The organism is Brevibacterium aurantiacum (genome assembly GCF_007558825.1).
Classification (GTDB): domain Bacteria; phylum Actinomycetota; class Actinomycetes; order Actinomycetales; family Brevibacteriaceae; genus Brevibacterium; species Brevibacterium aurantiacum_A.
In genome coordinates this window covers 360,561-373,773 of sequence record NZ_VLTK01000003.1, presented here as the reverse complement: position 1 = coordinate 373,773, position 13,213 = coordinate 360,561, and the positions used below count along the sequence as shown (strand labels likewise).

Genomic DNA, 13,213 nt, shown 5'->3' with positions numbered 1-13,213 from the left:
CTCGACCAAACTCGAAGCGTGTCACAATGGATGCAACAAGTTTTCACGCGTGCCACGCCTGCATCTCTAAGGAGCACCATGTCGCAAACCGTCGCTCGTAACGGCGCAACCGATCTCGACAAATCGACGATCGACTATGCAGCAATCGCCGACCCGGGACACGGAAACTCCGTGGCCGGTTGGACCGGTGTCATCGTTATGCTGATCGGCGTCACGATCGGCTGCGTCGGGTTCACGATCCACACCGCGACCATCACCTACGTCGGCATCGGCGTCGTCGTGCTCGGCCTCATCGCCGGCATCATCCTGCGTGCCGTCGGCCTGGGAAACAAGCCGAAGAAGAAATGACTGTTCTCGACGATATCGTCGCCGGAGTACGCGAAGATCTCGCCGAACGCCGGAGGCAGACACCGCTGGCAGACGTCATCGACCGTGCACGCGCGGCCCGGCCGGCGCGTGCGTTCGATCTCGAAGCCGACTTCGGGGTCATCGCCGAGGTGAAACGACGTTCTCCCTCCCGCGGAGACCTCGCCCATATCCCGGATCCTGGGACCCTGGCCGGCCTCTATGCCGCTGGGGGAGCACGGGCGATCAGCGTCCTCACCGAAGGGCGTCGCTTCTCAGGAAGCCTGGCGGACCTCGACTCCGTCCGCGCAGCCGTCGACGTTCCCGTCCTGCGCAAGGATTTCATGGTCGAGGAGTACCAATTCCATGAGGCCCGCGCCCACGGCGCAGATCTTGTTCTCCTCATCGTCGCAGCACTCGACGTCGAACAGCTCCACGAGTTCCATGCTCTCGCTCACGAACTCGGGATGACGGCCCTGGTGGAGACCCACAACGCTGATGAGCTGGCGATCGCGGCCGAACTGAATGCCCCTCTGATCGGCATCAACACCCGCAACCTCAAGGACCTCAGCGTCGATACGAGCCGTTTCGCTCCCTTGGCCGATCTAGCACCGGCGGACTGCACACTCGTCGCAGAGTCCGGAGTCACCGGTCCCGATGATGTCGAGACCTACGCCGGAGCCGGCGCCGATCTCGTGCTCGTGGGCGAAGCACTCGTCACCGGCGGTGACGCCGAGTCCGCCGTGGCCGCGTTCACCTCGACAGGGCAGGAGCGCCGGGCGGCGACCAGTCGTCAGCCTTGATCCACCCGATTACCATTTCGAACCACGAAGGACGGCAATGACCGATTTGAGCCAGGAGAACGGACCCTACTTCGGTTCGTACGGAGGCAGGTTCTTCCCCGAAGCGCTGATCCCCGCGCTCGACGAGATCGAGGAGACATGGCGCAAATCCCAGGTCGACCCGGAGTTCACGCAGCAGCTGCTCGACCTGCAGCAGAGCTACATCGGCCGTCCCAGTCTTCTCACCGAGGCCACCCGGTTCGCCGCGCACTGCGGTGGGGCACGGGTCTTCCTCAAACGCGAAGACCTCAACCACACCGGCAGCCATAAGATCAACAACGCCGTGGGCCAGGCCCTGTTGGCCAAGCGCATGGGCAAGACCCGTGTCATCGCCGAAACCGGAGCCGGACAGCACGGTGTTGCCGCAGCCACGGCCGCCGCCCTCCTGGATATGGAGTGCGAGGTGTACATGGGTGAGGAAGACACCCAGAGGCAGGCACTCAACGTCGCTCGGATGCGACTGCTCGGAGCGAAGGTCAACTCCGTGTCCAACGGCACCAAGACGCTCAAAGACGCGATGAACGAAGCGATGCGCGACTGGGTTGCCAACGTAGAGAACACGCACTACATCATCGGCACAGTCGCCGGCCCGCACCCGTTCCCGGCCATGGTCCGGTCCTTCCAGGACATCATCGGCATCGAAGCCCGCGAACAGATCCAGAACGCCGTCGGCCGTCTGCCCGACGCGGTCTGCGCGTGTGTCGGAGGCGGGTCGAACGCCATGGGCCTCTTCGCCGCCTTCCTCGCCGATCCCGAGGTGAAGATCTTCGGCTTCGAAGCCGGAGGAGACGGCGTCGACAGCGGCCGCCACGCCGCCCGCTTCTCCGGTGGACGCCCCGGAGTCCTGCATGGCTCGGCTACCTATATCCTCCAGAACGAGGACGGCCAGACACAAGGGTCCCACTCGATCTCGGCCGGACTCGACTACCCATCGGTCGGCCCCGAGCATTCCCACCTCCACGACATTCAGCGCGTCACCTACGAGCCTGTCGTCGATGAAGAGGCCATGGAAGCCATGCAGCTGCTGTCGCGGTCCGAAGGCATCATCCCCGCAATCGAATCCGCCCACGCCCTGGCCGGTGCTATGCGCGTCGGACGGGAACTCGGCAGCGAGGCGGTCCTGCTCGTCAACCTCTCCGGGCGAGGCGACAAGGACATGACGACCGCGGCCAAATGGTTCAACTACTTCGACGAAGGAGCTGTGCAGGTATGACGAGCTCAGGACCCCGAACCGGTACCACTCTCGATGCAGTCGCCGAGGCAGGCCGCAAGGCCGCCCTGATCGGATACCTTCCGGTCGGCTTCCCCTCTGTTCCGGGTTCCATCGAGGCCATGGTCGAACTGGTGAAATCCGGAGTCGACATCATCGAGGTCGGCATGCCGTACTCGGATCCGGGGATGGATGGTCCCGTCATCCAACGTGCCGCCGAGCAGGGACTTGCCGCCGGTGTGCGCACCTCCGACATCTTCTCTGCGGTCTCAGCCGTCGCTGAGGCCGGGGGGACCGCCGTGGTGATGAGCTATTGGAACATCGTGCTGCAATACGGTGTCTCGGCCTTCGCCCGTGATCTGGACTCTGCCGGCGGCGGAGGCATCATCACCCCGGATCTCATCCCCGATGAGGCATCCGAATGGGTGAGCGCTTCGGACGAATTCGATCTGGACCGCATCTTCCTCGCTGCCCCCTCATCGACACCCGAACGGCTGGCCACCATCGTCGATGCGAGCCGCGGATTCGTCTATGCCGCCTCGACGATGGGAGTGACCGGCGTCCGCTCCGAGGTCGACAACCATGCTCGTGAACTCGTATCTCGGCTCAAGGATGCCGGAGCGCCGCACGCCTGCGTCGGGCTCGGCGTCTCGACCCGCGAACAGGCTGCAGAGGTCGCCGAATACGCTGACGGCGTGATCGTCGGCTCGGCGCTCGTGCGCGCTCTCGACAGCGGCGGAGTCAGCGGAATCGCCAGCTTGGCTGCTGAACTCGCCGAGGGCTGTGCATGAGCCGGGCTCAACTGCTCGCATCGAATCACGCACTGCAGCTCGGTTCTGCCACGATCCCCGGGTGGGCCCTTTGGGTGCTCGCCCTCGGTGTGGTCCTCCTCATCGTCGGAATCGTCGTCTTCGTCCTCGCTCGTCGTGCCCGAAAGGTCGCCCGCGCAACAGAAGGCGCTTCGAAAAAGGGCGGTGAGGGCTTCGGGGGACACGGCTTCGGATACTTCGGAGCGGTCACCTCCGCGATCTCGATCACCCCCGATGTGAAGCGGAGAACTCGGGGCGAGAGCGGTCCGAAGTCCGACGACCGAGACTTTTAGGTTCGTTTTACGGTCCTTTTTCTATTCCCTTCGGATTCACCACATGGTGTAGGTTGGGGTACCGACTGTGAGAACCACGTCACAATTGTGCCTGAGGACGATCTTCGAAGGGCACTGCGAAAACAGCTAGGGACAGCGCCGTCTTTAACGTAAACTCCTACACCCCGTGAAGGCAGCGATGTACAGTGAATACTCAACGACCCCGAAAGCTCCGCGTCAACCAGTTCGTGCCGGACTCTACGATCCCGCACTCGAGCACGACGCATGTGGGCTGGCCCTCATCGTCCGCTACCGTGGCCCGGCAGACCATGAGGTCGTCGAACAGGCTCTGACCGCACTGCGCAAACTCGAACACCGAGGCGGCATCGGCTCCGATGAAGGCACAGGGGACGGTGCCGGGATCACCCTGCAGATACCCCACGACTATTTCGCCGAGGTGCTCGGTGCCGACGGCGTCGAACTTCCGGAGCCGGGCAGCTACGCCGCGGGCATCGGCTTCTTCGCTCAGGACTACCGACAGGATCTCATCCCCGACGTGGCGTTCCCCACGGACGACAGGGACGCTTCGGTCACAGAGGGCTTGAACGATTCGCACGAGGATCAGGACGGCCTCGTCAAGCGCATCGCCGCCGAAGAGGGACTGAAGGTCCTTGCCTTCCGCGACGTACCCCACGACGCGAGCGTGCTGGGCGAGACTGCACGCACCACGATGCCGCGCATGCGCCAGCTCTTTCTCGCCATCGACGAACGGTATCCCTCCCGGGACCCACAGGATCTGAGCCGCCGGTCCTACATCGTGAGGAAGCGCCTCGACCATGCGGGTCTCTACTGCCCGTCACTCAACCCGGGCACCATCACCTATAAGGGCATGCTCTCAACGGGTCAGCTCTCCGCCTTCTACACGGAACTGCTCGACGAACGGCTGACCTCTCGGATCGCACTCGTGCATTCTCGCTTCTCAACGAACACGTTCCCGTCGTGGCAGCTGGCGCAGCCCTTCGGCACGATCGCCCACAATGGTGAGATCAACACGGTGCGCGGCAACCGCAACTGGATGCAGGCCAGGGAATCGAAGCTGGCCTCGGACCTGCTCGTCTCCCCGGTGCCCGGCACGTCGACGAGCCTGGACAGATTGTGCCCGATCGTGCCGCCCGGCGCCTCGGACTCGGCGTCATTCAACTCGGTGCTCGAACTCATGGTCGCCTCGGGCAGGTCGCTGCCGCAGGCAATGCTGATGATGATCCCGGAGGCCTGGGAGAACAACCCAGGCATGGGGGAGTCTCGCAAGGCGTTCTACGAATATCATTCGCTCCTGATGGAGCCATGGGACGGGCCCGCCTGCGTGGGATTCACCGACGGGAAGCTGGCAGGGGCGGTCCTCGATCGCAACGGCCTGCGTCCTGCGCGCTACGTCATGACCTCCGACACCGTGGTCCTGGCCAGTGAGATCGGCGTCGTCGACCTGCCCGAGGCGGACATCGTCGCTCGCGGTCGGCTGACCCCGGGACGGATGTTCCTCGTCGACACCGAGTCCGAACGGATCATCTCCGATACGGAGATCAAGAATCAGCTCGCTGCTGAGCATCCCTATGAAGAGTGGGTCAAGAGCTGTTCGCGTCGACTCGCGGACTTGCCCACCCGGATCCACGTCACTCACCCGCAGTCATCGGTGCGCAGGCGTCAGCGAACCTTCGGCTACACCGAGGAGGAGCTGCGTATCCTCATCTCGCCGATGGCAGAGACAGGGGCAGAGCCACTGGGGGCCATGGGCACCGACACGGCGATCGCGGCATTGAGCAAACGACCGAGGCTGCTCTTCGACTACTTCCATCAGAACTTCGCTCAGGTGACGAACCCGCCGCTGGACTCCATCCGCGAAGACATCGTCACCAGCATGTCCTCGGGCATCGGGCGCGAAGGCAACCTGCTGCAGTTCGCCCAGCCGGACTCCGCGCATATCCTGCTCGATCAACCGGTCATCGACAACGATGAACTGACGGCGATCTCGTACGTCCAGGGCCACCACCTCGGCGTCGACGATGGACGACCCAGTGTGACGCTGGCCGGCCTGTATTCGGTGAATGCCGGGCCTGATGCCATGGCAAAGCGCCTCGAGGCGCTGTGTCGGGAAGCCAGTGAGGCAGTTGAGGCCGGAGCAGTGTTCATCATCCTCAGCGATCGGGACTCGACGGCTGATCTCGCTCCGATTCCGTCGCTGCTGCTGACTTCGGCCCTTCACCACCACCTGGTGCGGCAGCGTTCGCGGACGCGGGTGTCCATCATCGTCGAGGCTGGCGATGTCCGTGAGGTCCACCATGTCGCCACGCTGGTGGCATTCGGCGCATCCGCAGTCAACCCGTACCTCGTCATGGAGACCGCCGAGGCGCTCGTGCGCTCAGACAGGATCCGCGGCATCAGCGAATCCGCGGCCGTGGCGAATGTGCTCACGGCGCTGAACAAGGGCCTGCTGAAGATCATGTCGAAGATGGGGATCTCGACTGTCCAGTCCTACCACGGTGCACAGACCTTCGAGGCCCTTGGGCTCTCGGATGACTTCATCGACGAGTTCTTCACCTCCACCCCGCACCAGCTCGGGGGCAAGGGGATCATCGAGATCACCGCGGAATCGAGTGCTCGGCATGCCGACGCCTACCGCGATGACCATCCGCGGCCCTCGCACCGGAATCTGCTGGTCGGAGGCGAATATCAGTGGCGGCGCGAAGGCCCGGGCCACCTATTCAACCCGGAGACGATCTTCAAGCTGCAGCACTCCACTGCCACAGGACGCTTCGACATCTTCGAGCAGTACACCCACGCCGTCGATGAGCAGTCGCGTGAGCTCATGACTCTGCGCGGACTGTTCGACCTCGTGCCCACGGAATCGGGACCGATCGACATCGCCGAGGTGGAGCCGGCCAGCGAGATCATGAAGCGCTTCTCGACAGGTGCAATGAGCTACGGCTCACTGTCCCAAGAGGCACACGAGACTCTGGCCATCGCCATGAACCGCATCGGCGGAAGGTCGAACACCGGTGAAGGTGGAGAGGACACCGAACGTCTCCTCGATCCCGAACGCCGCTCGGCTGTCAAACAGATCGCCAGCGGACGTTTCGGGGTCACCAGCCATTACCTCACCGAGGCCGACGACCTGCAGATCAAGATGGCGCAGGGCGCGAAGCCGGGAGAGGGCGGACAACTGCCCGGGACGAAGGTCTACCCGTGGATCGCGAAGACCAGACATGCCACTCCCGGAGTGGGGCTGATCTCTCCGCCGCCGCATCACGACATCTATTCGATCGAGGACCTTGCTCAGCTCATCCACGATCTCGGTCGCGCCAATGCCAAGGCCCGCGTGCACGTGAAACTCGTGTCCGGGATCGGCGTCGGCACGGTGGCCGCAGGCGTGGCCAAGGCCGGAGCGGACGTCGTCCTCGTCTCCGGTCACGACGGAGGCACCGGCGCCAGCCCGCTGAACTCCCTCAAGCATGCCGGCACCCCGTGGGAACTCGGCTTGGCCGAGGCCCAGCAGACCCTGGTGCTCAACGGGCTGCGAGAGAAGGTCAGCGTGCAGGTCGACGGCCAGCTCAAGACCGGCCGCGACGTCATCATCGCCGCCCTGCTGGGTGGCGAGGAGTTCGGATTCGCGACCACGGCCCTCGTGGTCTCCGGCTGCATCATGATGCGTGTGTGCCACAAGGACACATGTCCCGTCGGCGTCGCGACCCAGAACCCGAAGCTGCGCGAACGCTTCCACGGCCAGGCCGATCACGTCGTGAACTTCTTCACCTTCATCGCCGAGGAGGTCCGCGGCTACCTTGCACAGCTGGGCTTGCGCTCGCTCGACGAGGCGATCGGCGCAGTCGAGAGACTGCGCATCGATGAGAAGCGTGCCGAGGCCTCGGGCCTCGACCTCGATCTGGCCTCGATACTCACCGTGCCCGAGGACGTCCATGGCAACACCGCAGTGCTTCGCAAACGCACCACTGAAGTCAACCGCGACTTCGCGGGTGAACTGGACCTGCGTCTGCTGGCTGAAGCTGGGGAGTCAATCGAGTCCGGGGCGCAGGTCACGATCACCTCGGCGATCGAGAACACGGACCGCAGCGTCGGCACCCTGCTGGGACACAATGTCACGCTCGCTCATGCGGAGGCGGGCCTGCCCGAGCACACGATCAGGCTCGACCTACACGGCACCGCCGGGCAGTCACTCGGTGCCTTCCTGCCTCGCGGAGTCTCCATCGACCTGCACGGCGACGCCAACGACTACGTCGGCAAGGGGCTTTCGGGCGGGACCATCAGCGTGCATCCGCACGAGGAGAACCCGACCAGACCCGAGCACAACGTCATCGCCGGCAACGTGCTGGGCTACGGTGCGACCGCCGGCAAGCTGTTCGTCTCCGGCCAGGTGGGCGAGCGGTTCATGGTGCGCAACTCGGGCGCCGAGGCGGTGGTCGAAGGCATCGGTGACCACGGGCTCGAATACATGACCGGAGGCCTCGCCGTGATCCTCGGCAGCACCGGACGCAACTTCGCCGCAGGCATGTCGGGCGGCACGGCCTACGTCCTGGACTTCAACCCCGCCAAGCTCAACCCCAAGGAACGCGCTGCCGGCGTATTCCGGTTCACCGGGGTGGGAATCACCGACATGGAAGTCCTCCAGCGTCTGCTGGGTGAACATGTTCAGTGGACGGGTTCGCCCCTGGCTGCCCAGCTGCTCGACGGACTGCGCCGAGGAGAGGACGTCCTCTCCCGCTTCACAAAGATCATTCCCGTCGCCTATGCGATGGTCAAAGACGTCCAGGAAGAGTTCATCGCGGCAGGTCAGTCCGCGGATTCGGATGACGCCTGGCACAAGATTCTGGAGGTCGCCAATGGCTGATCCACATGGATTCCTCACCACCGACCAGCGCGAGCTGCCACGGCGGCGCCCGGTTCCCATCCGGCTCATGGACTACCGCGAGGTCTACGAAGCAGGTGATCCGGAGCAGCTGCGCAGGCAGGCATCGCGCTGCATGGACTGCGGCGTACCGTTCTGCCATCAAGGCTGCCCCCTGGGCAACCTGATTCCGGAGTTCAACGATGCGATGTATCGCGGCGAACTTCCGCGGGCCGTCGAACTTCTGCATGCAACGAACAACTTCCCGGAATTCACCGGTCGCGCCTGCCCGGCACCCTGTGAGAATGCGTGCGTCCTCGGGATCAATCAGCCTGCAGTGACGATCAAGCAGGTCGAGGTCTCGATCGTCGACCAGGGCTTCGCTGCCGGACTCATCCAGCCGATGATTCCTGAACGGATCACCGGTCAGACCGTTGCCGTCATCGGCTCCGGTCCGACCGGGCTCGCTGCAGCCCAGCAGCTGACCCGGGCCGGGCACACCGTCGTCGTCCACGAACGCGATGACCGCCTCGGCGGACTGCTGCGCTACGGGATCCCGGATTTCAAGCTCGAGAAGCAGCACATCGACCGTCGTCTCGATCAGATGCGCGCAGAAGGCACCCGGTTCAAGACCTCGGTCGAGATCGGCAGGGACATCAGCCTCGAGGATCTGCAGTCGAGCTTCGACGCCGTCATCGTGTGCACAGGTGCCACAGTGCCCCGTGATATGACTATCGCCGGCCGTGAGCTTCGCGGAGTCGAATTCGCGATGGACTATCTGGTGCCCTCGAATCGTGTGCAGGCGGGGGAGCAGCCTGGACCCGGTGGAGTGGAGAGCCACATCGACGCTCAGGGAAAGCACGTGGTCATCATCGGCGGTGGTGACACGGGTGCGGACTGTCTGGGCACGGCCCTGCGGCAGACTGCAGCCTCGGTCACGACGCTGGCGATCGGAGCTCAGCCGCCCATCGACCGCAGCGAGGCAGACCCATGGCCGACGGTCCCGCGCATCTTCGAGGTCCAGTCCTCTCATGAGGAGGGCGGCACGCGGCGCTACCTCGCATCGACGACAGGGTTCGCTGGAGATGAGCAGGGCCGGGTGGTCGGGATCGATGTGGCAGAGACCCAGTTCCTCGACGGTCGCCGTGTGCCGACTCCTGGAACCGAGCACCGCTTGGATGCAGACCTCGTGCTCCTGGCCCTCGGCTTCTCGGGGCCGGAATCCGACGTTCTCGGCCTCGACGTCAGCGACAGCGGAGCCTTCGCCCGCGATGAGTCCTATGTCGGTTCGACTCCCGGAGTGTTCATCGCCGGTGACGCTGGGCGGGGTCAGTCGCTCATCGTATGGGCGATCGCCGAGGGACGGTCGGTCGCGGCCGAGGTCGACCGGTTCCTCACGGGGTCGACTCGGCTGCCTGCACCGGTCGGACCACACGACAGATCGTTTTAAATGTTAAGATGATCCGTGTCAATTACTGAGAATCCCGCACATTGGTGTGCGTGACTCTCCTCCGACGAACAGACGTGGCGGGCGGTTCGGATCGCCCGCCACGGTACAGGTAGGGTGGTGTGCATGAGGCGTGCAAAGATAGTCGCAACATTAGGTCCGAATCAGAACTCCTATGAAGAGATCCGCGCGCTCGTCGACGAAGGCGTCGACGTGGCCAGATTCAATCTCAGCCACGGCAAGCGGGAAGAACACGAAGAGAAATTCGCCTGGGTTCGTCAGGCCGCACTCGACACCGGCCGCGCCGTCGCGCTGCTGCTCGATCTGCAGGGCCCGAAGATCAGGGTCGGCAATTTCGCCAACGGCAAGGAAGAGCTGGTCGAAGGTGCAGCCTTCACCATCACCAACCGCGACATCGCCGGCACAGCCGAGGTCGTGAGCACCACACTGTCGACTCTGCCGAGCGATGTGTCCGTCGGGGATCCCTTGCTCATCGATGATGGGCGCCTGCGTCTGCGTGCCACCGAGGTCACCGACACCGATGTCGTCACCGAAGTGGAGATCGGCGGAACGATCTCGAACCACAAGGGCATCAACCTTCCCGGTGTTCCGGTCTCCGTGCCGGCGCTGTCGGAGAAGGACATCGAGGACCTCAAATGGGGCCTCAAGCTCGGCTTCGACTGGGTGGCGCTATCCTTCGTCCGCAGTCCCGAGGACATGGACGATGTCAGGGCAGTCATGGACGAGGTCGGCATCTCCGCACCCGTCATCGCCAAGCTGGAGAAGCCGCAGGCCGTCGATCAGCTCGATGCGGTCATCGATGCCTTCGACGGAATCATGGTCGCCCGCGGTGACCTCGGGGTGGAGCTGCCCCTGGAGCAGGTTCCGATTGTGCAGAAGCGTGCGGTCGAGATCGCCCGTCAGCAGGCTAAGCCTGTGATCGTGGCCACTCAGATGCTCGAGACCATGATCGATGCGGCCAGGCCCACTCGCGCCGAGGCCAGCGACTGCGCCAACGCCGTCCTCGACGGAGCCGATGCTCTGATGCTCTCCGGTGAGACTTCAGTGGGCGACTACTGGGTCGAAGCGATCCGGACGATGAGCCGCATCATCGAATCCACCGAGGAACACGGCATGGAACGGATCCCGCAGCTGGGTACAGTTCCTCACACCAAGGGTGGGGCCGTGACGGCCGCAGCTGTTCAGATTGCTGAACAGCTCGATATCGATCTGCTGTGCACGTTCTCCCAGACGGGTGACTCCGTACGCCGGATGTCGCGTCTGCGTCCCGCCTGGCCGATCCTCGGCTTCACCCCCGATGCTCAGGTTCGCCACCAGCTGGCACTGACCTGGGGTGTGCGCCCCTATCTGGTCAAGACCGTGCGGCACACGGACCAGATGGCCAGGCAGGTCGATGCCGTGCTGCTCGCTGACGGAACCGCCCACGAGGGTGATCAGTCCATCCTTGTGGCCGGGTCACCTCCCGGAATCCCAGGATCGACCAATGCCCTGCGCATCCACACGATGGGTGATGCCGCCAAGGGTGTAGCTGCGGCTTACGAAGACTCCTCGGACGATGAGGAAGATCCGTTGGCCGGATACGGCATCGTCTCCGAAACGCCGGTCACCCATGAGGTGCCGATCGTCAAGGAGAACGGCACACCGAGGCACTGAGGCTCTCCACACGGCGGCTGCCCCTTCTTGGGGTGGCCGCCGTCGTCATGTCACGCTGTCATATGCGCGAGCAGCGACCTGAGTGGTTGGCGCCGGTGAGAGCCACTTCACTCGGACTTGCGGAATTTCTGAGATTGCTCAACAGTTGTGCTGTGAGTTGAACATTGCCTGAGCTTTGATTCGCTCGAAGTGAGCAGCGTTCGGGTTGAGCATCATTCGGAAACCGACAGACGAAGAAGAGGAATGGCATGAGATTGCCCAAGTGGAGCCGATCATTCGGGGTGCAGGTCACCATAGCCCTGATTGCGGGCGTGGTCCTCGGGCTGATCGCCCGATCCTGGGGCCCGGTCAGCGAGGGTCAGGACAACTGGCTCGGTCAGACCTTGGACACCATCGGCTCGTCCTATGTGACTCTCCTCAAAGCGGCCGTCGTGCCCCTCGTCATCACCGCGATCATCGCCAGCATCGGCAATCTGCGCAAGGTGACGAATGCAGCCAGGCTCGCAGTCTCCACGCTTCTGTGGTTCGCCTTCACCGCGCTCATCGCCGTACTCATCGGACTCATCCTCGGTGTTGTGATTCAGCCGGGTACGCACGCAGACGCCGCATCGTTGAGCGGTTCCGCCCCCGATTCGCAAGGCAGTTGGATCGGCTTCCTGACCGGTCTTGTGCCCGTGAACTTCCTCGGCATGGAGGTCGCGACCTCACCCGATGAGGCCGGCGGCCTGGTCTCCGAGGTCGACTTCAACATCCTTCAGCTCATCATCGTCTCCGGTGCCATCGGCATCGCCGCAGTCAAGGTCGGCAAGGCCGCCGAACCCTTCCTCCAGTTCGTCGAAGCGGCCTTGGCCGTCGTGCAGAAGGTGGTCTGGTGGATCGTGCGCATTGCACCGATCGGCACCCTCGGCCTCATCGGCAACGCGGTCAACTCCTACGGGTGGTCGACCATGGGTTCCCTGCTGTGGTTCGTCGTTGCTGTCTACGTGGGACTGGCGATCATCTTCTTCGTCGTCTATCCGACGCTGGCCAAGCTCAACGGCCTCTCGGCCCGTCAGTACTTCTCCGGTGTGTGGCCGGCCGCCCAGATGGGCTTCGTATCGCGGTCCTCGATCGGCACCATGCCCGTGACCCAGAAGGTCGCCACCGACAACTTCGGCGTTCCGCAGAGTTACGCCGCCTTCGCAGTCCCCTTCGGGGCGACGACGAAGATGGACGGCTGTGCCGCGATCTATCCGGCGATCGCCGCTGTCTTCGTGGCCCAGTTCTTCGGAATCGATCTCACGATCGTGCAGTACTTCCTGATCGTGTTCGTCTCCGTCATCGGCTCGGCGGCAACGGCCGGAACGACCGGTGCCACCGTGATGCTGACTCTCACGCTGTCCACTCTCGGGCTGCCTCTTGAAGGAGTGGGTCTGCTCCTGGCGATCGAGCCGATCGTCGACATGGGACGCACAGCGCTCAATGTCTCGGGACAGGCTCTCGTCCCTGCCCTTGTGGCCAAACGTCACGACATCCTCGATGTCGACCGCTACGATGCAGCTCGTGTAGACGGCTATGTGCCGGTCGATGAGGATGCAGAGGACAGTGCCGTCGATACCGATGGGGCTGAACTCGAACAGCCCTCGAGCGGAGCGCGTTCCTGACTCCTCTGGGCATCTGGCCGGCATGAGCATTTGGCTCATGTCGGCCGGAAATGTCTGTCGAGCTGTTGCGGCGC

Annotated in this window: 9 protein-coding genes; all 9 read left to right on the top strand. The window is 63.9% G+C overall.

Translation table 11 applies throughout. From position 1 onward, the window contains the following. Positions 1–78 precede the first annotated feature (78 nt). A complete protein-coding gene (locus FO013_RS06625; RefSeq protein WP_143921771.1) occupies positions 79–348 on the top strand; it encodes an HGxxPAAW family protein in 270 nt (89 codons plus the stop codon). After that, positions 345–1,148, top strand: a complete 804-nt coding sequence (gene trpC, locus FO013_RS06620) for an indole-3-glycerol phosphate synthase TrpC (protein WP_143921770.1) — start codon at positions 345–347, stop codon at positions 1,146–1,148. The genes FO013_RS06625 and trpC overlap by 4 nt, the downstream gene beginning before the upstream one ends. A gap of 37 nt (positions 1,149–1,185) precedes the next feature. After that, positions 1,186–2,400 carry a tryptophan synthase subunit beta gene (trpB, locus tag FO013_RS06615; protein WP_143921769.1) on the top strand — a complete coding sequence of 405 codons (1,215 nt, stop codon included), beginning with the start codon at positions 1,186–1,188 and terminating at the stop codon, positions 2,398–2,400. Further along, complete coding sequence (trpA, locus tag FO013_RS06610) at positions 2,397–3,188, top strand: tryptophan synthase subunit alpha (protein WP_143921768.1); 792 nt, start codon at positions 2,397–2,399, stop codon at positions 3,186–3,188. The genes trpB and trpA overlap by 4 nt, the downstream gene beginning before the upstream one ends. Beyond that, positions 3,185–3,499, top strand: a complete 315-nt coding sequence (locus FO013_RS06605; RefSeq protein WP_143921767.1) for a hypothetical protein — start codon at positions 3,185–3,187, stop codon at positions 3,497–3,499. Before trpA ends, FO013_RS06605 begins: the two co-directional genes overlap by 4 nt. Before the next feature lie 178 nt (positions 3,500–3,677). Further along, positions 3,678–8,378: a glutamate synthase large subunit gene (gene gltB / locus FO013_RS06600; RefSeq protein WP_143921766.1), complete on the top strand. Its 4,701-nt coding sequence runs from the start codon at positions 3,678–3,680 to the stop codon at positions 8,376–8,378. Next, on the top strand, positions 8,371–9,825 hold the full coding sequence (locus FO013_RS06595) for a glutamate synthase subunit beta (protein WP_143921765.1): 1,455 nt from the start codon (positions 8,371–8,373) through the stop codon (positions 9,823–9,825). The genes gltB and FO013_RS06595 overlap by 8 nt, the downstream gene beginning before the upstream one ends. Positions 9,826–9,948: 123 nt before the next feature. Continuing rightward, a complete protein-coding gene (pyk, locus tag FO013_RS06590) occupies positions 9,949–11,496 on the top strand; it encodes a pyruvate kinase (RefSeq protein WP_101618596.1) in 1,548 nt (515 codons plus the stop codon). A 248-nt stretch (positions 11,497–11,744) separates the two neighbouring features. Then, a complete protein-coding gene (locus FO013_RS06585) occupies positions 11,745–13,139 on the top strand; it encodes a dicarboxylate/amino acid:cation symporter (protein ID WP_143921764.1) in 1,395 nt (464 codons plus the stop codon). The last annotated feature ends 74 nt before the right edge of the window (positions 13,140–13,213 follow it).

Bases quoted from the DNA above. Each gene is read 5' to 3' on its own strand.
- FO013_RS06625 (WP_143921771.1), top strand. From the start codon at position 79: ATGTCGCAAACCGTCGCTCGTAACGGCGCAACCGATCTCGACAAATCG.
- trpC (WP_143921770.1), top strand. From the start codon at position 345: ATGACTGTTCTCGACGATATCGTCGCCGGAGTACGCGAAGATCTCGCC.
- trpB (WP_143921769.1), top strand. From the start codon at position 1,186: ATGACCGATTTGAGCCAGGAGAACGGACCCTACTTCGGTTCGTACGGA.
- trpA (WP_143921768.1), top strand. From the start codon at position 2,397: ATGACGAGCTCAGGACCCCGAACCGGTACCACTCTCGATGCAGTCGCC.
- FO013_RS06605 (WP_143921767.1), top strand. From the start codon at position 3,185: ATGAGCCGGGCTCAACTGCTCGCATCGAATCACGCACTGCAGCTCGGT.
- gltB (WP_143921766.1), top strand. From the start codon at position 3,678: ATGTACAGTGAATACTCAACGACCCCGAAAGCTCCGCGTCAACCAGTT.
- FO013_RS06595 (WP_143921765.1), top strand. From the start codon at position 8,371: ATGGCTGATCCACATGGATTCCTCACCACCGACCAGCGCGAGCTGCCA.
- pyk (WP_101618596.1), top strand. From the start codon at position 9,949: ATGAGGCGTGCAAAGATAGTCGCAACATTAGGTCCGAATCAGAACTCC.
- FO013_RS06585 (WP_143921764.1), top strand. From the start codon at position 11,745: ATGAGATTGCCCAAGTGGAGCCGATCATTCGGGGTGCAGGTCACCATA.